Below are 20,842 nucleotides of genomic sequence, written 5' to 3' on the forward strand. Positions count from 1 at the left end.
CGAATGTCATTGCCGAGCAATGTCGGTCGCCTAACCCGCCAGTCCCTGGCCCTCGGATCCGGGGCAGTGCTCCTCGCGGGATGCTCTTTCGGCGGATTGAACTCGCTCAACATGCCGGGCACCGAAGGTCACGGCAGGGGTGCCTTCTCGATCACTGTGGAAGTCCCCGATGTGGCCACGCTTCCCCAGAACTCACCGGTGATGGTCGACGATGTCACGGTCGGCAGCGTCTCGGGGATCGAGGCCGTCCAAAGGCCGGACGGCACGTTCTACGCGGCGGTGGAGCTCTCGTTGAACCCTGAGGTCAGATTGCCGGCCAACGCTACGGTGAAGGTCGCGCAGACGTCACTGCTGGGGTCACAGCACATCGAGTTGGCACCTCCGGTGGGTCAGCCGCCGGTCGGCGAACTGCGAGACGGACTGCAGATTCGGCTGGGCCAGGGCAGCCGCTATCCGACTACCGAGGAAGTGCTGTCAGCGCTGGGAGTGGTCGTCAACAAGGGCAATCTCGGAGCATTGCAGGACATTTCGCAAGAGGTGTACAACGCGGTGGCCGGCCGCGAAGGGCAGTTCGCCGGGCTCATTCCGCGGCTCGCCGAGTTGGCCTCGTCGTTGAATCGGCAGACCGATGACATCATCGCGGCAGCTGAGGGCTTGAACCGATTCGCCGGAGTCCTGGCGCGAAACAGGGACAGTCTGGGCCGTGCGCTGGACACTTTGCCGGGTGCGCTGCGCGTGCTGAACGAGAACCGGGCCCACATCGTCGATGCTTTCGCGGCGCTGCGGCGCCTCGGCGCAGTTGCGGCGCGCATCCTGGCCGAAACCAAGGACGACTTCACCGAAGACATGATCGACGTGTACGCAATGATAAAGCCGCTCAATGACACTCGTGCAGATCTCGTGTCCGCCCTTGACAGCCTGGCGACGTTCCCGTTCCCGGGTAAGAACCTGCATCGAGTGGCCAGAGGCGACTACTTCAACATCTTCGCCACATTCGACCTGACAATCCGGCGGCTCGGCGAAACCATCTTCACCACGTCCTTCTTCGACCCGAACATGAAGCGCCTCGCAGAGGTCGTCAACCCGCCGGAATTCTTGACCGGCGAGATGGCGAATCTGTCGGGGCAGGCCGCCGACCCGTTCAAGATCCCGCCAGGAACCGCGTCGGGTCAGGAGGTGCCGCCCGAATAATGTTCACTAGAACTACGCGCATTCAACTGTGGGTGTTCGCGGTGGTAACCGTCTTCGCTGTCGGGACGATATCCCTGCTGTACGTGCGTATCCCGGCCCGGCTGGGCTTGGGCACGTATGAGGTCAGCGCAAATTTCGTTGCCGGGGGCGGACTCTACGAGAATGCGAATGTCACATTCCGCGGCGTGCAGGCCGGCCGCGTCGAGGCCGTGGAACTGACGAAAGACGGCGTCGCCGCGCACATGAGGCTGAACAGCAATGTGAAGATCCCCGAGAACTCCACGGCCATCGTCAAGAGCGTGTCCGCGGTGGGGGAACAGTACGTGGATTTCGTTCCACCCGACGATCCGTCGCCGGCAGTCCTGAAGAACGGTGCCACCATTTCGGAGGAGCGAACAGCGATACCGCAGGACGTCGCCGAGTTGTTGCGTGAAGCCGACCAGCTGGTGAGCAGCCTCGACAACACCCGGCTCGCAGACCTCTTGCGCGAGACATTCGACGCGTTCAACGGCTCGGGGCCAGAACTGGCGCGGATGATTCAGTCGGCGCGGGTGCTGATCGATGAAGCCAACGCAAGCTGGCCAGAAACCTCGGCCCTCATCGACCAGGCCGGACCGTTCTTGGAAGCGCAACTTCGCAGCGGCGACGACATCCGGTCGTGGGCCGACGGCCTCGCGCGCTTCACCAGCGAAGTGGCCGGCGCCGATCCGCAGGTGCGCTCGCTGCTCCATGTTGCCCCGGGCGCAGCGGCTGAAGCCAGTGAGACGTTCTCCGGAATTCGCCCGTCGTTCCCCGTGCTCGCGGCCAACCTCGCCAACTTCGGGCGCGTCGGTGTCATCTACCACAAGTCGATCGAACAGGCGCTGGTCATCTTCCCGGCCCTGCAGGCGTCCCTGCTGACAATCGGGGGTCAACTTCCCGTGGACGAAGGCGGCAAGCAGGATTTCAAGATCTCGATCAACGATCCGCCGCCGTGCAACACCGGGTTCTTGCCGCCATCGGAGATCCGTACACCTGGTGACACCACGTTGCGCGACTTGCCGACAGATTTGTACTGCAAAGTCGCACAGAATGATCCGATGGTGGTGCGGGGCGCGAGAAACTACCCGTGTCAGGAGTTCCCCGGGAAGCGTGCACCGACAATTCAGCTGTGCCGCGATCCGCGCGGTTACGTCCCGATCGGCAACAGTCCATGGCGGGGACCGCCGGTGCCGATCGGCACACCGATGGATGTGATGGAGGACGACACGCCCGAGGACGGACGCAACATTCTGCCGCCGAACAAGTTTCCCTACATTCCGCCCGAGAACGATCCGGATCCGGGATACCCGGTCGCGCCGGGATTGGTGCCGCCCGGAGTGCAGACCGGTCCGGGGCCGGCGCCGCATCAGCCGTGGCCCTACATCCCCCCGCCGAATCAGGGCCCGCCGCCACCACCGCTCACCGCGTGGATCCCACCCGCCCCGTATCCGAATGCCTGGCCTCCGCCGGCAGTCCCGCCGGGTTGGGCGACCAACCCGCCGAACGTGTTCGCGGGGCCCTACGGCGCGCCACCACCACCATCCCCACCTCCACCGCCGCCTGCGGCACCGAATGTGCCGCAGGCCAGCGGAGCTAGGTACGGTACCTACGACCAGAACACGGGCGTTTTTGTGGATCCGGCCGGCGGTACGGGGGTCTTCGCGCCTGGTATCGCCGATGTGCGGCCACAGGAGAATTGGGTAGACCTGATGCTTTATCCGGAGGCGGTTTGATGGCGTCCACCAAGACACCCCCGGCAAGATCCAGGCGCCGCGCTTCCCGACCTGCCGGCCCCACCAACGGCACGGCCGCCGAGGCCACCATCGTGCGCGTCCCCCGCGCGGGGTCGACCGATGCGGCGCCTGTGCGCAGGAGTCGTAATGTCGGCCCCCCGCCGCGCCGCCCGGGGAATGGGCGGTTGGTCGCGCTGATCGCCCTGGTTTGCGGGCTCGTGATGGCAGGGGCGCTGGGCGCGACGGTGGCGGTGCTCACCACCCAGAGACAAGAAACAGAAGCGGCGCAAGCCCGCAATCAACGATTCGTCGACACCGCGACGCAAACCGTCGTGAACATGTTCAGCTTCAAACAGGACACGATCGACGACAGCGTCGACCGCTTTTACGAAAGCACGAGTGGACCGTTACGCGACATGTTCAGTCAGAACAACAATGTCGAGAACCTCAAGGCGATCTTTCGGGACACCGGTGGCAGTTCGGAGACGGTGATCAACGGTGCCGCGCTCGAGAGCACCGATGACATCAGCAAGACTGCAACCGTTTTGGTGTCGGCGCGGGTCACTGCCAGTGATATGAACGGTAACAACCGGCCATCGCAGCCCTATCGGCTGCGCATCGTCGTGCAAGAGGACGATGACGGGCGGATGACAGCTTACGATCTCAACTATCCCAACGGTGGCAACTGATGCGTTGGATTGTCAACGGCATGGTCGGCCTAGCGGTGGTTGCGTTGGTGGGTCTGGCCGCGGTGAGCGGCAGCCTGTACTGGCAGCGGGTGGAGACACGAGGTGAGCAAGCCGCTCGCGATGAGCTCGGACCGCTTGCGCAGAAGCAGATCCCGACGGTGTTCACCTACGACTACAAGACCGTTGAGCGCAACCTCACCGAGGCGTACCGGCTGCTCACGCCCGCCTATCGCCGGGAGTTCGAAGATCGGGCGAATTCCGACATCATTCCGCAGGCGCGTCAGCGCGAATTGGTGAGTCAAGCCAACGTGGTCGGTGTCGGGGTCCTCGAGGCGCAGCGCAATTCGGCGGCGGTCATGGTCTACATCAATCGGACCGTCTCGGAGAAGACGAACCGTGACCAGCCGATCTACGACGGCGCGCGACTTCGCGTGGAATACAAGCGCATCGACAACCAGTGGCTGATCAACTACATCACTCCGATCTAGCGGGCTGATCGGACTCGGATCCGGCTTCCTGGTCAGTGGAGGAAAGCGCGTCGAGGAACGAGCGCGCCCACCGGTCCACGTCGTGGGCCAGCACCTGCCTGCGCAGCGCCCGCATCCGTCGCCTGCCCTCCTCGGGCGCCTGGTTCAGCGCGGCCTCGATTGCGTCCTTGACGCCCTCGAGGTGATGCGGATTCGCCAGATAGGCCTGGCGCAGTTCGGCCGCGGCACCGGTGAATTCGCTGAGTACGAGCGCACCGCCGAGATCGCTGCGGCACGCCACATACTCCTTGGCGACCAGGTTCATGCCGTCCCGCAGCGGGGTCACCAGCATCACGTCGGCGGCGACGAAGAACGCGATCAACTCCTCTCGCGGCACCGGGCGGTGCAGATAGTGCACGATCGGATGCCCGACCTCGCCGTACTCACCGTTGATGTGGCCGACCTGGCGCTCGATGTCCTCGCGCATCTCGATGTAGCTCTCGACGCGCTCGCGGCTCGGGGTGGCGAGCTGGATGAGCACCGTGTCCTCCCGACTGGCCCGGTTCTCGGCAAGCAACTCGGAAAACGCCCGCAGCCGGACGTCGATGCCCTTGGTGTAGTCCAGCCGGTCCACGCCGAGCAGGATCTTGCGCGGGTTGCCGAGCTCGGCGCGAATCTCCCTGGCGCGCTGGCGGATCGCCCGTGATCGGGCCTGCTGGTCGAGAGCGGTCGAGTCGATCGAGATCGGAAAGGCACCCACCTTCACGGTGCGGAAGCCGACGTTGACCTCGCCGAATCGTGACCGGACGCCTACCGTGGCGCGAGAGGTGTTGGCGCCGACCAGCCGTCGCGCCAGGATGAGGAAGTTCTGCGCGCCGCCGGGTAGATGGAAGCCGACCAGATCGGCGCCCAGCAGGCCCTCGATGATCTCGGTGCGCCACGGCATCTGCATGAACAACTCAACCGGCGGGAAGGGAATGTGCAGGAAGAACCCGATCGTCAGATCGGGCCGCAGCATCCGCAGCATCTTGGGCACCAGCTGCAGCTGGTAGTCCTGCACCCAGACGGTCGCGCCCCGGGCGGCGTACTTCGCGGTCGCCTCGGCGAAGCGCCGGTTGACCTCGACATATTTGTCCCACCACTCGCGGTGGTAGATCGGCTTGACGATGACGTCGTGGTACAGCGGCCACAGCGTGGCGTTGGAAAAGCCTTCGTAGTACTGGGCGACATCCTCGGCCGACAGGTTGACCGGGCACAAGGTCATGTCGTCCTGCGCGATCGGCTCCTCACCGGCGTCGGGAACGCCCGGCCAACCGATCCAGGCGCCCCGGCGGCGGCGTAGCAGCGGCTCCAGCGCTGTCACCAGACCGCCGGGGCTTCGCTTCCAGGTGGTGCTGCCGTCAGGCAGCCGTTCCATGTCGATGGGCAGCCGGTTGGCCACCACCACGAAATCCGCGCTCCCGGGGTCGGCCTGCGGACCGGCCTCCGGCGCCATTACGCGTCGAGTTTCGAAGGTCCAATGCCGAGCATCGACAGAAAGACCCGGCATTCCTCTGCATCGTTCGCGTATGCGGCGACGACGCGCCGCGCCTGACGGGCAGTGCTGTCGGCGAGCGGCTCGACATCGCCGATCTCGGCGGGATCAGATTTGGCAGGCATACGACAACTCTAGGCGACGCGGGCGTCGCCCCTGCTCGGAGGCCGGTCTACGGGCTGTGGCTGAACACCGGCGCCGGCGGGGCCACCACCTGAGCGGACTGCGCCTCCTCGGCCAGGCCGATGCACTGACCCGAGTTGTGTCCGGTGCAGGGGATGCCGTCGATCTCAGGGATGTCCGGGTTGCCTGCCGGCGTGGTGAACACCGAGCCGCTGTTGGGCACGGTGTGGGGGATGCACACGCCGGTGAACTGGTCGGGCTCCTCGCCACCGGAGCAGCCCTGGGCGGTCGGTGCGACGTCGAACGTCGGTGCTGCAAACATCGCGACGGCTGGGGCGGCAGCGATCGCAACCGCGAAGCCACCGGCCAGAAGCAGTCGTTGTGCAGGGAACTTCATGGTCGCCATCGTCACGCTTTCTGTAGTTATTGACCGTGTCGTCGGCATGGATTCTATGGAAGCTGCGAACATTCTGCACAGCTTCCGAAAGTTCCCTATGAAAGATGGTCAGGGGCTTGAACTGATGGTGGTCCGCGGCTGGACCGGCGGGCCCATGGCGGCCTGGTCCTCCGCGAGCCCGATGCACTGCCCCGAATTGTGGCCGGTGCAGGGAATACCGTCGATTTCGGGGATGTCCGGGTTGGCCGCGGTCGTCGTGAACATCGGGCCTGCGTTGGGTACCAGGAACGGCACGCACGTCGTGGTATAGACGTCCATCTCTTCACCGGTGTGACAGCCCTGCGCCACCGATACGCCCGGTTCGGACGCCAGCAGCCCACCTACTAACGGCGCGGCCGCAACGAGGAAAGCACCGATCAGGGCGGCCCGCCCACGGGACAAACTCAGCATGCCGCGATTCTAGGGCGCGGCGCGGTCCTACGGGCTGGAGCTGACCGAGGTGCGCGGCTGCACCACCGGCGCCTGCTGCTCCTCGGCCAGCCCGATGCACTGACCCGAGTTCGCACCGGTGCACGGGATGCCGTCGATCGCAGGCAGGTCGGGGTTGCCCGGAATCGAGCTGAACGGTGTGGTGCCACCCGGCGAGTTCGGCACGAGGTCCGGCACGCACACCGTGCTGTAGAGATCCTCGCTCTCACCGGCCGGGCACGCGGCGGTGGTAGCCACCGGACCGGCGAACGAGAGAATCGCGGCGGCGGCAGGCGCGGCCAGTACCGCGGCCGCGAACCCGCCGGCCACGAACAGCCGGGTCATGCTCGGTTGCGTCACCATTTGTTGGCTTCCTTTGCATTTGCTGTACACATGCGCCAGCGTCGTCGGCGCCGGGCACTATGCGGTCAATAGTAAACGACGCCAGGGCAATAGGCGCACCGCTGCAGGCGGAAGCGGAAGATTGTGAGGTGGCTGAGAGATTGCTGGGATGCCGCTGAGTTACACGTGGGGGCGACACCGTAATGTGCAGGACGTCGAACAACGCAAGCGAGGTGGTCCGCGATGGCGAGCCCTGATCTGACGAACGCTGACGCCGGAGGCGATGCGCCACAACAGGTGACGTACGAGACGCTGGACGACGGGCAGATCGCCCGGATCTGGCTGAACCGGCCGGAGGCGCAGAACGCGCAGTCGCGCACCCTGCTGGTGCAGCTAGACGAGGCGTTCGGCCGCGCCGAGGCCGATGACCGTGTGCGGGTGGTGATCCTGGCGGCGCGGGGAAAGAACTTCTCGGCGGGCCACGACCTCGGTTCGGAGGAGGCGATGCTCGAACGCTCGCCGGGACCGGCGCAGCACCCGACGTTCCGGTCGCACGGCGCCACCGCCCCGGCGGTCGCCGAGCGCACCTATCTGCAGGAATGGCACTTCTTCTTCGAGAACACGCGCCGCTGGCGGGATCTGCGCAAGATCACCATCGCGCAGGTGCAGGGCAACGCCATCTCGGCGGGGCTGATGCTGATCTGGGCGTGTGACCTGATCGTCGCCGCCGACAACGCCAAGTTCAGCGACGTGGTCGGTGTCCGGATGGGCATGCCGGGCGTCGAGTATTACGCGCATCCATGGGAATTCGGCGCCCGCAAGGCCAAAGAACTTCTGCTGACCGGCGATTCGATCGACGCCGACGAGGCCTACCGGCTCGGCATGGTGTCGAAGATCTTCCCGCGCGACGAACTCGAGGACAAGACACTCGAATTCGCCAGGCGCATCGCCGAGCGGCCGACGATGGCCGCGCTGCTGATCAAGGACTCCGTCAACGCGGCCGCGGATGCGATGGGCTTCACCGAGGCGTTGCGCCACGCGTTCCACATCCACGAACTCGGCCACGCCCACTGGGCCGCGCACAATGAGAACCGCTATCCGGTCGGGCTCCCGCCGAACGTGCCGGACTGGCGCACGCTCGGCGCACCGAAGCCGGCCCGTCGCGATGAACCGTGACGTATAACTGAAACCTGTTTCAGACGAAAGGGGCTGCGGTGGAGTTGTCGTTGACCGGTCGGACGGTGTTGGTGACCGGCGGGGGCAGCGGGATCGGCAAGGGAGTGGCCGCCGCCGTGGTCGCCGCGGGCGGCAACGCGATGCTCGTCGGCCGCAACGCCGACCGGCTGGCCGCCGCGGCCGACGAGATCACGGCACGGGGCGGGCCGGGCGCGGTGCACTACGAGCCGGCCGACGTGACCAACGAGGACGAGGTCGCGCGGGTCGTCGACGCGGCCACTGCATGGCACGGCAGGCTTTACGGCGTCGTGCACTGCGCGGGTGGCAGCGAGACGATCGGCCCCATCACCCAGATCGACTCCGAGCTGTGGCGGCGCACCGTCGACCTCAACATCAACGGCACCATGTACGTGCTCAAACACTCCGCACGGGAGATGGTGCGCGGCGGTGGCGGATCGTTCATCGGCATCTCCTCGATCGCGGCGAGCAACACCCACCGCTGGTTCGGCGCCTACGGCGTGTCCAAGGCCGGGATCGACCACATGATGCAGTTGGCGGCCGATGAGCTCGGTGCGTCCTGGGTCCGGGTCAACTGCATTCGGCCCGGTCTCATCCGCACCGAACTGGTCGCCCCGGTGCTGGACTCGCCGGAGCTCAGCGCCGACTACGCGGCCTGCACGCCGCTGCCGCGTCCCGGCGAGGTCGAGGACATCGCCAACGCGTCGCTGTTCCTGCTCAGCGACGCGGCCAGCTTCATCACCGGCCAGGTCATCAACGTCGACGGCGGTCAGTTGGTCCGGCGTGGGCCGGACTACTCGTCGATGCTCGAACCGCTGTTCGGGCCGGACGGGCTGCGCGGGGTCGTCGCCGGCTGACCGCCGCCCCGCCGGACAAGCCGCTGATCGGGGCCGTCAGCTTGTAACGTCGAGCCCGTGGTGACCCTGGACCGGTTGGTCAACGTGCTGGGCAGCTACGGCGTGCGCCTGCGCTTCTGCCCGATTCCACGGTCCAAGGAACTGGGCAGCGTGGTCATGCACGAGGTCGCGGGCAGCGGCACCGTGATCGGCGACGTGTTGTTGGCCATCGGCGCCCGCTCGGTCAGCGAGGCGCTGCAGTGGGCCGTGGCGGCGCGTGCGGTGGTCGTGCTGCTGCGCGACGACGGCGCCGGTGACAGCACCTTCGCGGGAATGGGCGAGGGTGTCGCGGTGATGGCCGTCGACACGTCGGTGTCCTGGAGTGAACTCGCCGCCGTCGTCTACGGTCTGGTGCTCGAGGGCCGTGAGACCGAATCGGGCCGAGGCCCCACCGACCTGTTCGCGCTCGCCGACAGCCTCGCCGAGATGACCGGCGGGGCAGTGACGATCGAGGACCCGCTGTCGCGGGTGTTGGCGTACTCGTCCATGCAGGAGAACGCCGACGCCGCCCGGGTCGCGACCATCCTGGGCAGGCAGGCACCCGAACCGTTGCGTGAATTCTTCCGGCAGCGTGGCGTTTTCGAGCACCTCGCGAACTCCGACGATCCGCTGTTCATCGCCGCCGACACCGAACACGGGCTGTCCGGCAGGATGGCCGTGGCGGTGCGGTCCGGCCGCGAGCTGATGGGCTCGGTGTGGGTGTCGTGCCCGAAACCGTTGCGCGGCATCGAACTCGCTGCCCTGGCTGACGGTGCACGCACCGTCGCACTGCATCTGCTGCGCTCGCGGGCCAGCGCGGACCTGGAACGACAGGTCGAGTCCGAGATGGTGCTGCGGCTGCTGGACGGCAGCGCCGACGCGGCCGCGGCGGCCAGCAGGCTCGGCCTGCCCCAGTCCGCGATGCGGGTGATCGCCCTGCAGGCATCGCTCGGGCACGAGCGCGACGCGGCGCTGTTGCTCGCGTTCGAACGCGCGACCACCGGGTTCGGCTGGTCGCGACCGGGGCGAAGTGCCTTGGCGGGCAACACGATCTACACGCTGCTGCCCAGCGAGCAGGCGGTGGCGGCGCGGAAATGGGTGGCCGGTCTGCGCGCTGCGCTGCCCGACCGGGTGACCGTGCTCGCCGGCATCAGCAAGCCGGCCGCGGTGACCGATCTGCCCGCGGCGCGCCAGGAGGCCGACGAGTGCCTGGCCCTGCACGAGATCGGGTCGTCGCCGGTGCCCCCGGCCTACGACGAGTCGTGGGACGAGATCCTGCTGCAGCGACTGCGCACAGCCGCCCAGTCGGGCCGCACACCGGACCGCGGGCCGGTCGCCGAGTTGCGCCGCCATGACCGCGCGCACGACACCGAGTACGCGGCGACGCTGCGCGCGTGGCTGGAAGCACTCGGCGATCCCGCCGCGGCAGGGCACCGGCTGGGCGTGCACGAGAACACCGTGCGCTACCGGTTGCGCAAGATGGCCGAACTGACCGACCTGCCGCTCGACGACGCGCGCAAACGGCTCGCGATGATGATCGAACTGGCCGCCACCGACCCCGACTGAACCATCCCGCCGAGGTTTGTCGGATCCGCACAACGACCGGACCGCACCTTGTGCCGCGGGGGCAACCGGTTTGTGTGATCCCCGACCCACCATCGAGTCATCAGCGATTTTTCAGCGATGGAGGGATAGGACATGGTCGGCGGCGAGCGGATCGACGGCGGGCCGCGATCGGCGATCGTGGTGGGCGCCGGCATCGTCGGGCTGTCGACGGCGTGGTTCCTGCAGGAACGCGGCGTCGACGTCACGGTGGTGGACCGCAACGGCGTCGCCGCAGGCGCGTCGTGGGGCAACGCCGGCTGGGTGTCGCCCACCCTGACCCTGCCGCTGAACACGCCGTCGGTGCTGCGCTACGGGCTGCGCTCGCTCAGCGACCGCAACGCGCCCCTGCACATCCCGATGACGGTCGACGGCGGTTTGTGGCGTTTCCTGTTCCAGTTCGCGGCCAACTGCCGGACCTCGGTGTGGACCCAGGCGGTGGAGGCCAACGTGCCGCTCAACGAGGAGTGCATCGAGGCCTACGACGTCCTGATCGCCAACGGTGTCGAGGCCCCGGTGACCGACGCCCCCATCACCGCGATCTTCCGCACCACGCACGACGCCGAGCACATGATGCGCGAACTGCGGGCGCTGGAACGGGCCGGCCAGAACGTCTTCGTCACCGGTCTGTCCGGTGAAGCGCTGCGCGAACAGGTCCCGCTGGCGTCGCGCGCGATCACCGCCGGGATCAACATCAACAATCAGCGGTTCGTCGACCCCGGCCGCTTCGTGCAGGCGCTGGGGCGGGCCGTCGAGGACCGGGGCGCCCGGATCCTGCGCCAGGACGTCCGGGGCGTCTTCAGTCCCGGCAGCGGAGTGATCGTCGAGACCTTCAGCGGGGAGTCGCTGACCGCCGACACCGTGGTGATCGCCACCGGCGCGTGGCTGTCGCGGCTGGCCGGCCGGCGGATCCGGGTGCCGGTGGCCTCCGGCCGCGGCTATTCGTTCACCGTGCCGGTGGACCGGCCGATCCCCGGACCGATCTACCTGCCCGACGTCCGGGTCGCCTGTACCCCTTACCAGGGCGCGCTGCGGGTGGCGGGCACGATGGAGTTCCGCGACCCGCACGAACCGGTGATCTCCGAACGCATCGGCGCCATCGTCGCCTCGGCGAGCCCACTGCTCGACGGCGTGCGCTGGGCCGAGCGCACCGACGTCTGGGTCGGACCGCGACCCGTCACCCCCGACGGCCGGGCGCTGATCGGGGAGATGTCGCGCAACGTCTACGTCGCAGGCGGCCACGGCATGTGGGGCCTCGCGCACGGACCGGTGACGGGCCGGCTGCTCGCCGAGCAGATCACCACCGGAAAGCAACCCGAGGCGCTGCGGCCGTTCGACCCGCTGCGCCGCGCAATCGCCTGACGCCCGGTCACGGGCCCTGCGAGTCGTCAGGGGCGGTGCAGCTACAGCCCGGCCCGCCCCTGACGGCAATCCCTGTCCCAGAAAGGACTTCGACTCATGCTCATGACGAGCGCCCAACGCGTCTGGATGACGCGACGCGCCTACATCGGTCTGCAGGCCGAACTCGCCCGCCTGCAGGTCGAGGCCCGACCCGAACTGCCCGACGACGCTCGGGCGGAACGCATCCGCCGCATCGAACACCTGCTGGCGCACGCGGTCATCGACCAGGATCCACCCGACGACGGCGTCGCCGAACCGGGGATGGTGCTCACCGTGCGCTATGACGACACCGGTGCGACCGAGACCTTCCTGCTGGGCATCCGCGGGGCCGAAGCCGCCGACATCGAGGTGTACTCGCCGCACTCACCGCTGGGCGCCGCGCTCGTCGGTGCGCGCCCCGGTGAGAAGCGCAACTTCACAAAAGACGGACGCCGCCTGTGCGTCAGTCTGCTGGCCGCCGAACCGTATTCATCGGCCGTACTTTGACGAAAGGATCCACAATGACCAGCGCACAACGTATCTGGCTGTCACCAGACGCCTACGAGCGGCTGCAGCAGGAACTCGCGATGTTGCGCGAACTGTGCGCCGCCGAAGCCGGCGGTGACAGTTCCGACGAGAACGCCACCGCGATCAAACGGGCCCGGCAGAGCCGCATCCAACAGATCCACGACCTGCTGATCAACGCCGTGGTGGGGGAGGACCCGCCCGACGACGGGATCGCCGAACCCGGCATGGTGGTCTCCGTCCGCTACGACGACACCGGCGAGACAGAGACGTTCCTGCTGGGTGTGCGCGGCGCCGAACACGGTGACATCGAGGTTTACTCGGTGCAATCGCCGTTGGGCTCAGCGATTCTCGGGGCCCGCCCCGGTGAGAACCGCAGTTACCGGCTGCCCAGCGGCGCCGAGCTCTCGGTCACCGTCATGGCGGCGGTGCCGTACGGCATGCACAGCGCGGACGCCAGCCAGTAGTCCCCGCACCGTTGGGGGACGGGCCCCGGGACAAGTTCGCTTAACGGCTTTCAGTGCGGTCCGGCACTTCGTAGACTGACCGCAGGACGACCCATCGCCACTCGTGGAAGGGGGGTCACCTGACTGCCGAAGCGACCCAGGGTCCGCCCCTGGCAGTGCGCCGCCCATTCCCGGCCCGACTCGGGCCGAAGGGCAACCTTGTCTACAAGCTGGTCACCACGACCGATCACAAGCTGATCGGCATCATGTACGTGGTCACCTGCTTCGTGTTCTTCTTCATCGGCGGGCTGATGGCGCTGTTCATCCGCGCCGAACTCGCCGCCCCCGGCCTGCAGTTCCTGTCCAACGAGCAGTACAACCAGCTGTTCACCATGCACGGCACGGTGATGCTGCTGTTCTACGCGACGCCCATCGTGTTCGGCTTCGCGAACCTGGTGCTGCCGCTGCAGATCGGCGCCCCCGACGTGGCGTTCCCGCGGCTGAACGCGTTCTCCTACTGGCTGTTCCTGTTCGGCGGCTTGATCGCGATCGCAGGGTTCATCACCCCGGGTGGCGCCGCCGATTTCGGGTGGACGGCGTACGCCCCGCTCAGCGACGCGATCCACTCGCCGGGCGCCGGCGGCGACCTGTGGATCATGGGTCTGGCCGTCGCGGGCCTGGGCACCATCCTCGGCGGCGTCAACATGATCACGACCGTGGTGTGCATGCGCGCGCCCGGCATGACCATGTTCCGGATGCCGATCTTCACCTGGAACATCCTGGTGACGTCGATCCTGGTGCTGCTGGCCTTCCCGATCCTGACCGCGGCGCTGCTCGCACTGGCCGCCGACCGCCACCTCGGCGCGCACGTCTACGACCCGGCCAACGGTGGGCCCCTGCTGTATCAGCACCTGTTCTGGTTCTTCGGTCACCCCGAGGTGTACATCATCGCGCTGCCGTTCTTCGGCATCGTCACCGAGATCTTCCCGGTGTTCAGTCGCAAGCCAATCTTCGGCTACACGACGCTGATCTACGCCACTCTCGGCATCGCGGCGTTGTCGATCGTCGTGTGGGCGCACCACATGTATGCCACCGGCGCGGTGCTGCTGCCGTTCTTCTCGTTCACCACCTATCTGATCGCCGTGCCCACCGGGATCAAGTTCTTCAACTGGATAGGCACGATGTGGAAAGGCCACCTGACGTTCGAGACACCCATGCTGTTCTCCGTCGGGTTCCTCGTCACGTTCCTGCTCGGCGGGCTCACCGGTGTGCTGCTGGCCAGCCCGCCGCTCGACTTCCACGTCACCGACACCTATTTCGTGGTCGCGCACTTCCACTACGTGCTGTTCGGCACCATCGTGTTCGCCACGTACGCCGGGATCTACTTCTGGTTCCCGAAGATGACCGGCCGGCTGCTCGACGAGCGGCTGGGCAAGCTGCACTTCTGGCTGACGTTCATCGGGTTCCACACCACGTTCCTGGTGCAGCACTGGCTCGGTGACGACGGGATGCCCCGCCGCTACGCCGACTACCTGGCGACCGACGACTTCACGCTGCTGAACGTGGTGTCGACGATCGGGGCGTTCATCCTCGGCATCTCCGTGCTGCCGTTCACCTGGAACGTGTTCAAGAGCTGGCGCTACGGCGAGCCGGTCACCGTCGACGATCCGTGGGGCTACGGCAACTCGCTGGAGTGGGCGACGACGTGCCCGCCGCCGCGGCACAACTTCACCGAACTGCCCCGGATCCGTTCGGAGCGACCGGCGTTCGAGCTGCACTATCCGCACATGGTGGACCGGATGCGCGCCGAGTCCCACATCGGCAGACACGCCACCGCCGGCGAGTCGCCCACCGGTTTCGGCCCGCGCACCGAACCCGACCGCAGCAGCTGACGCGCTGAGACACGGCTAGTTCGGCGCCAACAACGCCGCGCTTCTTTTTGTTCGCAACGGGCAAGCCCGTCACGGTGTCGCGCGGCCACCATGGGCTTATGTTTCCCGTCATCGAAAATCCCGTGCGCTCACCGGAGCTCACCGATCGGGCGATACCTCCTGTCGTCATTCATCGGTGGGAATCCGAGGGTGGAGCGCTTCCGAAAGAAACGTCCTACAACAGAGCGAGGGATCGGCATGCGCAGATTCATTGATTCGTGGACGAGTTGGGCCGCCCTGCTGGTCGGGATCGGCGCCGTCATCGCGGCGTTCACCACCACATCCACGCGGCTCGGCTACAACCTCACCGTCGCGTTCGCCGCGTTCGTCGTGTTCTTCGCCGCGCTGTCGCTGCTGGCCCGCAAACGGACCAACGGCAGTTGGGGTCTGGTCACGATCGGGCTCGCGATGGCGATGGTGCCGTTCCTCGTCGCGAACTTCCAACCCGACCCGGGCGCGGCGTGGACGGGCGCCGTCGCAGGCCTGCTGGCGATGGTCCTGGGCGCGATCGGCTGGATGACCGGGCAACCGCCGACGGTCACCGGGATCAGCCACTGGGGCAGCCCCGACGCGCCGCGCGAGAAGCTCGAAACATGGCTCAACCGCGGCGGGTTGGTGATCGGCCTGGTGGTCGTGCTGCTCGCCGTGATACTGCCCGGAGCGTCGCCGGCGGCGGTGCTGGTCACGGCGGGCCTCGGCGTCTTCCTGATGGTCGCCTCCGTGTGGGCCTGGCTCGCGGCCGACGCCACCCGTGACTACTTCATGGTCGCCACCGTCGGCTTCGCGCTGTTCCTCGCGCCGACCGCCGCGGGTTACGGGCACGAGGCGGCGGCGTGGGCGGCCTGGATCCCCGGTGCCATCGCCACGGCGCTCGGTGTCACGGGCTACCTGCGGGGCGACGCCCGCGACCTGACCGCCGACCTGAAGGAGAGCGCGGTCGAGCGGTACCACCGGACCTACCGGGAAGCGCCCGCCGGCTAGTCCTCGCCGGGCACGCGCGGGGCGTTGAGTCCGAACCGGACACCGAGCAGTCGGATGATCAGGCAGACCAACGCCCCGCCCACGGCCGCCAGGGTGCCCTGGTAGCCGAGTTCGTGGGCCACCGCGACGCAGGTCGCGCCGAAAAGCGCCGGGATGGCGTACAACTCGCTGCGCAGCACCGTCGGAACCTGCCCGATCATCACGTCGCGGATCGTGCCACCGCCGACCGCGGTGATCGTCCCGACGAGCGCCGCCTGCACCGGGCCGAAACCCAATTCGATTGCCTTGTAAGCACCCAGCACCGCGAAGGTGCTCAGTCCCACCGCGTCCAGCACGGTGATCGTGGTCGCCAGTTTGTCGAGGCGACGGCTGAGCGCGAACGCGATCAGCCCGCCGCCGGCGGCGATCGCCAGATACCGCCAGTCGACGAAGGTGGCCGGCGGCAGCGCGTCGAGCAACACGTCGCGGATAGTGCCGCCGCCCAGCCCCGTGAACATCCCGAGCGTGATCACCCCGAAGATGTCGAGGCGGGCCGCCTTCACGGCGGTCAGCGCACCGTTGAGCGCGAACGCGAACGTCCCCAGGAAGTCGAGCGTCAGCCACAGGGGCGACGGACCCAGCATCGGTCAGGGGACCGACGCCGCGAAGGACGCGACGATCGCCTCGACCGGCGACCGCCACGTCAGGCCGAGATCACCGAGCGTGGCCGAATCATCGGTCGGCGTCGCCGCGGTGAGCAACAGCGCGGCTTCATACGTCAGGCCGTCACCGAGGTCGACGACGTTCGACAACGCCTCCCCGAACCGGCTGAGAGCACGGAAAGCGCCTTGGCTCAAAGGGATTCGCCGGAAGCGACGGTTGGTGCCACGTTCCAGCGCGGCGATCATGTCGTTGAACGAGACCAGTTCGCCACCGCACACGTACCGTCGCGGTCCCCGGCCGGGCGCCATCAGCGCCACGTGCACATCGGCGACGTCGCGCACGTCGATCATCTGCATGCCACCGCGCAACCGCGGTGCGACACCCATCCGGACCAGCGGCCCCCAGCCGCGTTCGGTCACACCGGGGGCGGTGTGGAACGCGGGCCCGACCACGCTCGACGGGTAGGTGACGACCACGGGCGCGCCGTCGGCCTGCAGCCGCCGGGCCACCCGGTCGGCGTACGCCTTGGTCTTGGCGTACGGGCTGCGGCCCGGAGTGGTCGGTGTGTCCGGGCCGATCACCCCGTCGGGCGGCGGGAACAGCGCGCTGTAGCTGCTGACCGACACCACCGGGTCCAGCCCCGTGGCCACCGCGCGTGTCAGGACCGACTCGGTGGCGTGGGCGTTGACCTCCCACATCAGCGTCGTGCGGCGTTTGTCGGTGCCGACCACACCGGCGCCGTGCAGCACCGCGTCGCAGCCGTCCAGGAGCGCGTCGACCGTGGCCGTCTGCCTGATGTCGCCGCTGACCGTCTCGACGTCGCCGATCTCGGCCAGCCGGGCGAGAATCGGGGCGCCCTGCGCGTCGGGGGCCACGAGCAGCCGGACACGGTGGCCGGCGACTAGCAGCGCGCGCACGCAGTGGGCACCGACGTAGCCGGTGCCTCCGGTGACGGCGATCAGCATGAGGGCTGATCGTATCGAAGTCAGCGCGGCGGGTGGCCGCCGGACTCCAGGTCGGCGATGGTGCTCAGCGCCGACCAGTCGAGCTCGCCGCCCCCGTGGGCGAGCAGGGTCAGGAACCGGTCGCGCACCAGGCTGGCGATCGGCAGCGGAACGTTGAACTGCTCACCCGCGGCCAACGCCAGCCGGACGTCCTTGAGGCCGAGGGTGGCCGCGAAACCGGCGGGCTCGAACTGCCCGCGGGCCATCAGCCCGCCGTAGGTGCGGTACACCGGCGCGTCGAACAACGTCGACGTCAGGATGTCCAGATAGTCTTGTTTACCGACTCCCGCCTTCGCGACCAGTGCCATCGCCTCGCTCAGTGCCTCGATGACCGACGCGATCAGGAAGTTGCCGCTCAGCTTGATCAGGCAAGCCGCCCGCGGTTCGTCGGAGACCACGAACGTGCGCTGCCCGACCGCTTCGAACACCGGCGCGGCGTCTTCGACGGCCGCCGGGTCGCCGGCGGCGACGACGAACAGTTTGGCCGCCGCGGCGGCCTCGGGTCTGCCGAACACCGGTGCCGACACGAAGCGCTGGCCGGCCTCGGCGTGAATGGCGGTCAACCGGTCGGTGAGCGCGACGCTGACCGTGCTGCACGACACGTGCACCGCTCCCGGTGCGAGCGCCGAACAGATACCGCCGTCGGACAGCGCGACCGCCTCGACCGCGGCGTCGTCGGCCAGCATCGAGACCACGATGTCGCCGCGGCACGCCTCGGCGACGGAGGCCGCCGGCGCGGCGCCGCGCTCGACGAGCGCCGACACTTTGTCCGCCGAGCGGTTGTACACGGTGACGTGGTGCCCCGCGCCGACGAGGTTGGCCGCCATCGCGGCGCCCATGTTGCCCAGACCGATGAACCCGATTTCCATGGGCTCCACGATGCCGGTTCGGCGACCGGCGCGCGCGTTACTGTGCCGGCGCGGGTGGCAGATGCTCCCGGCAGTACGCGTAGAGCGCGAGCCCACCAAAGGTGACGACGTCGTCGCGGGACCACTTCTTCTGGGCCTTCTGGATCAACTGCAGCGCCGCGTCGGTGGTGCCGCCGTTGTTGAGCAGATCGCACGTCTGGTGCGCCAGTTCGAGTGCCTTGGCGTCGTCGGAGACCGGGACACCGCGCTCACCGAGCGCGGTGAGGAACGCCTGGTCGATCTGCTCCTGCGTCTGTCCGACGGCAGGCGCGGCCAGTCCGACGCAGGCGGTCAGCGCGATCAGTGCCGCGCACAGGAAACGCCTCATCGTCGGCAAAGCGTACGCCTTAGGTCAGTTCCGCCGCACGATGTACGGCATTGACGATGCCCTGATACCCGGTGCACCGGCAGAAGTTGCCCGACAGCCCCTCGCGGATCTCCTCGTCGGTGGGTTTGGGGTTGTCGCGCAGCAGCGCGGTGATCGACGTGACGAAACCCGGTGTGCAGAACCCGCACTGCAGGCCGTGGCATTCGCGCATCGCCGCCTGCACCGGCGAGAGTTCACCGTCGGGTCCGCCGATGCCCTCGACCGTGGTGACCTCCATGCCGTCGGCCTGCACGGCGAAGATCAGGCACGCGCGCACGGCGTCGCCGTTGAGCAGCACCGTGCAGGCGCCGCAGGCGCCGTGTTCACAGCCGAGGTGGGTCCCGGTCAGGCCGCACTTCTCGCGCAGGAAGTCGGCGAGGGTCAGTCGCGGCTCCACGGTCGCGGCGAAAGTGCGCCCGTTGACCGTCACTTTGACCGGCATGTCATGCATCGAGTGCCTCCGTGGTGGCTGCTGTCCAGGCCCGCGCGACCATGGTCGCGCCGACCTTGGCGCGGTAGGCCGCCGACCCCTGTAGATCGGACGGGATGTCGTCGAGACCGGTCAGGGCGAGCCGCCCGACCTCCTCGGCGGTGATGTCACCGACCGGGCGGCCGGTGATCGCCTCCTCGGCGGCGGTGCCGCGCAGCGGCGTCGAACCCAGACCCAGCAGCCCGATGCCGCAGCGTCGCACCCGGTCGTCGTCGTCGAGGTCGACCGCCACCGCGGCGCCGGCGATCGCGAAATCGCCGTGCCTGCGGGCGAATTCCTCCAGCCCGAACCCCGACCGCGCGCCGCGCACGGGGAAGTTCACCGCGGTCAGGATCTCGCCGGGTTGCAGCGAGGTCTCCCAGAGCCCGGTGAAGAAGTCCGTGGCAGCGATCTGCCGCGATCCGGTCGACGACACCACGTCCATCGTCGCGTCCAGCGCCAGGGCGACGGCCGCGTACTCCGCCGCCGGGTCGGCGTGCGCGATCGCGCCGCCCAGCGTTCCCCTGGTGCGGATCTGGAAGTGCCCGATGTGCGGGGTCGCCAGCGTCAGCAGCGGAACCGATTCGGCCACTTCGTCATCGAGGCCCACATACGCGTGCGGTGTGCCGGCGGCGACACGGATCGCACCGTCGACGAGGTCGATGCTGCGCAGTTCGTCGATGCGCGAGATGTCGATGAGGTTCTCGAAATACGTCAGCCGCATCGCCAGCATCGGCACCAGGCTCTGGCCGCCGGCGAGGATCTTCGCGTCGTCGCCGAACTCGGCGAGCAGGTCGGCCGCCTCCTTCACCGAGTCGGGCCGGTGGTAGGCGAACGGGGCGGCCTTCATGACGTCAGCAGCCGCGCCAGCACGGCCTGCAGATCGTCGGCGAGCACCGCGGCGGGTGCCTTCTTGCGCCGTCGGCCGACCAGGAAGCCGACCAGTGCACCGCCGGCGACGGCCGCGGCGACCGGCGCGGCGCGCTTGGCCAACGGCAGCGCAACGACTTTGAGCATGTCGATCGAATCGCCGGCGTCGGGTTGCGCGGAGACGGTGGCCGTCTCGGCGGTCGGTGCCGCCGTACTCGCCGAGGAGGGCGCCGCGTCACCGAGCACGCTGGCCTCCAGCGCCTTGGCGAACTGGCCGATCAGGTTGGACGCGACGTCGGCGAGCACCCCGCGGCCGAACTGCGCGGCCTTACCGGAGATGGTGAGGTCGGTGTTGATCACCACGCTGGTCGAGTCGCCCTCGTCCTTGAGTTGGGCGGTGACGGTGGCCGCGGCGTTGCCGTTGCCGCGCGTCTCCTTGCCCTCGGCCCGCAGCACGACCCGCTGCGCCGCGGCGTCCTTTTCCTGGAAGGCCGCAACGCCTTTGTAGGACACCGTGATCGGGCCGACCTTCACCTTGACCGCGCCGGTGAACTCGTCGCCGTCCACCGACAGCAGGGTGGCGCCGGGCAGGCACGGCGCGACGCGCTCGACGTCGGTCAGCACCTCCCACGTCTTGGCGGCCGGAACCGCGACCCGGAACTCGTTGTTCAACTCCATGTTTG

The 20,842-nt window shown here is 68.0% G+C and carries 24 protein-coding genes; 12 read left to right on the forward strand and 12 right to left on the reverse strand.

Annotated features, from left to right (window positions below):
- Positions 1 to 3 precede the first annotated feature (3 nt).
- From BLW81_RS10510 to BLW81_RS10525, 4 genes are read left to right on the forward strand one after another with little or no spacing between them, the layout of a single operon-like run.
- A complete protein-coding gene (locus BLW81_RS10510) occupies positions 4 to 1,191 on the forward strand; it encodes an MCE family protein (protein WP_083407111.1) in 1,188 nt (395 codons plus the stop codon).
- Positions 1,191 to 2,945, forward strand: coding sequence for an MCE family protein (locus tag BLW81_RS10515; RefSeq protein ID WP_083407112.1), 1,755 nt, complete (start codon positions 1,191 to 1,193; stop codon positions 2,943 to 2,945). The genes BLW81_RS10510 and BLW81_RS10515 overlap by 1 nt, the downstream gene beginning before the upstream one ends.
- On the forward strand, positions 2,945 to 3,634 hold the full coding sequence (locus BLW81_RS10520; protein WP_083407113.1) for an Rv1363c family protein: 690 nt from the start codon (positions 2,945 to 2,947) through the stop codon (positions 3,632 to 3,634). Before BLW81_RS10515 ends, BLW81_RS10520 begins: the two co-directional genes overlap by 1 nt.
- The gene (locus BLW81_RS10525; protein WP_083407114.1) at positions 3,634 to 4,122 is read left to right on the forward strand and encodes an Rv1363c family protein; all 489 of its coding nucleotides are present in this window, start codon (positions 3,634 to 3,636) and stop codon (positions 4,120 to 4,122) included. The genes BLW81_RS10520 and BLW81_RS10525 overlap by 1 nt, the downstream gene beginning before the upstream one ends.
- Here the strand turns inward: BLW81_RS10525 and BLW81_RS10530 are convergent.
- The 5 genes from BLW81_RS10530 to BLW81_RS10545 all read right to left on the reverse strand — a co-directional run bounded on the left by BLW81_RS10530 (position 4,109) and on the right by BLW81_RS10545 (position 6,986).
- Positions 4,109 to 5,596: an alpha,alpha-trehalose-phosphate synthase (UDP-forming) gene (locus tag BLW81_RS10530; protein WP_083407115.1), complete on the reverse strand. Its 1,488-nt coding sequence runs from the start codon at positions 5,594 to 5,596 to the stop codon at positions 4,109 to 4,111. The genes BLW81_RS10525 and BLW81_RS10530 overlap by 14 nt on opposite strands.
- The gene (locus BLW81_RS29605; RefSeq protein WP_173839601.1) at positions 5,596 to 5,760 is read right to left on the reverse strand and encodes a hypothetical protein; all 165 of its coding nucleotides are present in this window, start codon (positions 5,758 to 5,760) and stop codon (positions 5,596 to 5,598) included. The genes BLW81_RS10530 and BLW81_RS29605 overlap by 1 nt, the downstream gene beginning before the upstream one ends.
- A 47-nt stretch (positions 5,761 to 5,807) precedes the next feature.
- A complete protein-coding gene (locus tag BLW81_RS10535) occupies positions 5,808 to 6,164 on the reverse strand; it encodes a hypothetical protein (protein WP_083407116.1) in 357 nt (118 codons plus the stop codon).
- Between the two features lie 99 nt (positions 6,165 to 6,263).
- On the reverse strand, positions 6,264 to 6,605 hold the full coding sequence (locus BLW81_RS10540) for a hypothetical protein (RefSeq protein WP_083407117.1): 342 nt from the start codon (positions 6,603 to 6,605) through the stop codon (positions 6,264 to 6,266).
- 27 nt (positions 6,606 to 6,632) lie between these two features.
- Positions 6,633 to 6,986, reverse strand: a complete 354-nt coding sequence (locus BLW81_RS10545) for an intersectin-EH binding protein Ibp1 (RefSeq protein ID WP_083407118.1) — start codon at positions 6,984 to 6,986, stop codon at positions 6,633 to 6,635.
- A gap of 222 nt (positions 6,987 to 7,208) precedes the next feature.
- On the opposite strand from BLW81_RS10545, the gene BLW81_RS10550 reads away from it, so the two are divergent.
- The 8 genes from BLW81_RS10550 to BLW81_RS10585 all read left to right on the forward strand — a co-directional run bounded on the left by BLW81_RS10550 (position 7,209) and on the right by BLW81_RS10585 (position 15,899).
- The gene (locus BLW81_RS10550; protein ID WP_083407119.1) at positions 7,209 to 8,141 is read left to right on the forward strand and encodes an enoyl-CoA hydratase; all 933 of its coding nucleotides are present in this window, start codon (positions 7,209 to 7,211) and stop codon (positions 8,139 to 8,141) included.
- Positions 8,142 to 8,179: 38 nt separating this feature from the next.
- Positions 8,180 to 9,016 (forward strand): SDR family oxidoreductase, encoded by an 837-nt coding sequence (locus tag BLW81_RS10555; RefSeq protein ID WP_083407120.1) that lies wholly within the window; start codon positions 8,180 to 8,182, stop codon positions 9,014 to 9,016.
- A 57-nt stretch (positions 9,017 to 9,073) separates the two neighbouring features.
- On the forward strand, positions 9,074 to 10,600 hold the full coding sequence (locus BLW81_RS10560; protein WP_083407121.1) for a PucR family transcriptional regulator: 1,527 nt from the start codon (positions 9,074 to 9,076) through the stop codon (positions 10,598 to 10,600).
- Positions 10,601 to 10,732: 132 nt separating this feature from the next.
- Positions 10,733 to 11,998, forward strand: coding sequence for an NAD(P)/FAD-dependent oxidoreductase (locus BLW81_RS10565; protein ID WP_083407122.1), 1,266 nt, complete (start codon positions 10,733 to 10,735; stop codon positions 11,996 to 11,998).
- 102 nt (positions 11,999 to 12,100) lie between these two features.
- Positions 12,101 to 12,523 (forward strand): GreA/GreB family elongation factor, encoded by a 423-nt coding sequence (locus BLW81_RS10570; RefSeq protein ID WP_083410455.1) that lies wholly within the window; start codon positions 12,101 to 12,103, stop codon positions 12,521 to 12,523.
- Positions 12,524 to 12,537: 14 nt separating this feature from the next.
- A complete protein-coding gene (locus BLW81_RS10575) occupies positions 12,538 to 13,008 on the forward strand; it encodes a GreA/GreB family elongation factor (protein WP_083407123.1) in 471 nt (156 codons plus the stop codon).
- A 149-nt stretch (positions 13,009 to 13,157) separates the two neighbouring features.
- Entirely contained in the window at positions 13,158 to 14,879 is a 1,722-nt protein-coding gene (gene ctaD, locus BLW81_RS10580) for an aa3-type cytochrome oxidase subunit I (protein WP_407662338.1), read from the forward strand.
- A gap of 237 nt (positions 14,880 to 15,116) precedes the next feature.
- Positions 15,117 to 15,899, forward strand: a complete 783-nt coding sequence (locus BLW81_RS10585) for an SPW repeat protein (RefSeq protein WP_083407125.1) — start codon at positions 15,117 to 15,119, stop codon at positions 15,897 to 15,899.
- Here the strand turns inward: BLW81_RS10585 and BLW81_RS10590 are convergent.
- Genes BLW81_RS10590 through BLW81_RS10620 form a run of 7 tightly spaced genes read right to left on the reverse strand, consistent with a single transcriptional unit; the run spans position 15,896 to position 20,837 of the window.
- Entirely contained in the window at positions 15,896 to 16,522 is a 627-nt protein-coding gene (locus tag BLW81_RS10590; protein ID WP_083407126.1) for a trimeric intracellular cation channel family protein, read from the reverse strand. The two genes, BLW81_RS10585 and BLW81_RS10590, sit on opposite strands and share 4 nt — an antisense overlap.
- A 3-nt stretch (positions 16,523 to 16,525) precedes the next feature.
- Positions 16,526 to 17,506 carry an NAD-dependent epimerase/dehydratase family protein gene (locus BLW81_RS10595; RefSeq protein ID WP_083407127.1) on the reverse strand — a complete coding sequence of 327 codons (981 nt, stop codon included), beginning with the start codon at positions 17,504 to 17,506 and terminating at the stop codon, positions 16,526 to 16,528.
- A gap of 20 nt (positions 17,507 to 17,526) precedes the next feature.
- Positions 17,527 to 18,414 (reverse strand): NAD(P)-dependent oxidoreductase, encoded by an 888-nt coding sequence (locus BLW81_RS10600; RefSeq protein ID WP_083407128.1) that lies wholly within the window; start codon positions 18,412 to 18,414, stop codon positions 17,527 to 17,529.
- A 37-nt stretch (positions 18,415 to 18,451) separates the two neighbouring features.
- Positions 18,452 to 18,781, reverse strand: a complete 330-nt coding sequence (locus BLW81_RS10605) for a DUF732 domain-containing protein (RefSeq protein ID WP_083407129.1) — start codon at positions 18,779 to 18,781, stop codon at positions 18,452 to 18,454.
- A gap of 19 nt (positions 18,782 to 18,800) precedes the next feature.
- Positions 18,801 to 19,271 carry a (2Fe-2S)-binding protein gene (locus BLW81_RS10610; protein WP_083407130.1) on the reverse strand — a complete coding sequence of 157 codons (471 nt, stop codon included), beginning with the start codon at positions 19,269 to 19,271 and terminating at the stop codon, positions 18,801 to 18,803.
- Positions 19,264 to 20,139 (reverse strand): FAD binding domain-containing protein, encoded by an 876-nt coding sequence (locus BLW81_RS10615; protein WP_083407131.1) that lies wholly within the window; start codon positions 20,137 to 20,139, stop codon positions 19,264 to 19,266. The genes BLW81_RS10610 and BLW81_RS10615 overlap by 8 nt, the downstream gene beginning before the upstream one ends.
- Positions 20,136 to 20,837, reverse strand: coding sequence for an SRPBCC family protein (locus tag BLW81_RS10620; protein ID WP_083407132.1), 702 nt, complete (start codon positions 20,835 to 20,837; stop codon positions 20,136 to 20,138). Before BLW81_RS10620 ends, BLW81_RS10615 begins: the two co-directional genes overlap by 4 nt.
- Positions 20,838 to 20,842: the final 5 nt, after the last annotated feature.

Origin of the sequence: Mycolicibacterium rutilum (assembly GCF_900108565.1) — a bacterium.
Classification (GTDB): Bacteria; Actinomycetota; Actinomycetes; order Mycobacteriales; family Mycobacteriaceae; genus Mycobacterium; species Mycobacterium rutilum.

Bases quoted from the DNA above. Each gene is read 5' to 3' on its own strand.
- BLW81_RS10510 (WP_083407111.1), top strand. From the start codon at position 4: ATGTCATTGCCGAGCAATGTCGGTCGCCTAACCCGCCAGTCCCTGGCC.
- BLW81_RS10515 (WP_083407112.1), top strand. From the start codon at position 1,191: ATGTTCACTAGAACTACGCGCATTCAACTGTGGGTGTTCGCGGTGGTA.
- BLW81_RS10520 (WP_083407113.1), top strand. From the start codon at position 2,945: ATGGCGTCCACCAAGACACCCCCGGCAAGATCCAGGCGCCGCGCTTCC.
- BLW81_RS10525 (WP_083407114.1), top strand. From the start codon at position 3,634: ATGCGTTGGATTGTCAACGGCATGGTCGGCCTAGCGGTGGTTGCGTTG.
- BLW81_RS10530 (WP_083407115.1), bottom strand. From the start codon at position 5,596: ATGGCGCCGGAGGCCGGTCCGCAGGCCGACCCCGGGAGCGCGGATTTC.
- BLW81_RS29605 (WP_173839601.1), bottom strand. From the start codon at position 5,760: ATGCCTGCCAAATCTGATCCCGCCGAGATCGGCGATGTCGAGCCGCTC.
- BLW81_RS10535 (WP_083407116.1), bottom strand. From the start codon at position 6,164: ATGGCGACCATGAAGTTCCCTGCACAACGACTGCTTCTGGCCGGTGGC.
- BLW81_RS10540 (WP_083407117.1), bottom strand. From the start codon at position 6,605: ATGCTGAGTTTGTCCCGTGGGCGGGCCGCCCTGATCGGTGCTTTCCTC.
- BLW81_RS10545 (WP_083407118.1), bottom strand. From the start codon at position 6,986: ATGGTGACGCAACCGAGCATGACCCGGCTGTTCGTGGCCGGCGGGTTC.
- BLW81_RS10550 (WP_083407119.1), top strand. From the start codon at position 7,209: ATGGCGAGCCCTGATCTGACGAACGCTGACGCCGGAGGCGATGCGCCA.
- BLW81_RS10565 (WP_083407122.1), top strand. From the start codon at position 10,733: ATGGTCGGCGGCGAGCGGATCGACGGCGGGCCGCGATCGGCGATCGTG.
- BLW81_RS10570 (WP_083410455.1), top strand. From the start codon at position 12,101: ATGACGAGCGCCCAACGCGTCTGGATGACGCGACGCGCCTACATCGGT.
- BLW81_RS10575 (WP_083407123.1), top strand. From the start codon at position 12,538: ATGACCAGCGCACAACGTATCTGGCTGTCACCAGACGCCTACGAGCGG.
- BLW81_RS10585 (WP_083407125.1), top strand. From the start codon at position 15,117: ATGCGCAGATTCATTGATTCGTGGACGAGTTGGGCCGCCCTGCTGGTC.
- BLW81_RS10590 (WP_083407126.1), bottom strand. From the start codon at position 16,522: ATGCTGGGTCCGTCGCCCCTGTGGCTGACGCTCGACTTCCTGGGGACG.
- BLW81_RS10595 (WP_083407127.1), bottom strand. From the start codon at position 17,506: ATGCTGATCGCCGTCACCGGAGGCACCGGCTACGTCGGTGCCCACTGC.
- BLW81_RS10600 (WP_083407128.1), bottom strand. From the start codon at position 18,414: ATGGAAATCGGGTTCATCGGTCTGGGCAACATGGGCGCCGCGATGGCG.
- BLW81_RS10605 (WP_083407129.1), bottom strand. From the start codon at position 18,781: ATGAGGCGTTTCCTGTGCGCGGCACTGATCGCGCTGACCGCCTGCGTC.
- BLW81_RS10610 (WP_083407130.1), bottom strand. From the start codon at position 19,271: ATGCATGACATGCCGGTCAAAGTGACGGTCAACGGGCGCACTTTCGCC.
- BLW81_RS10615 (WP_083407131.1), bottom strand. From the start codon at position 20,139: ATGAAGGCCGCCCCGTTCGCCTACCACCGGCCCGACTCGGTGAAGGAG.
- BLW81_RS10620 (WP_083407132.1), bottom strand. From the start codon at position 20,837: ATGGAGTTGAACAACGAGTTCCGGGTCGCGGTTCCGGCCGCCAAGACG.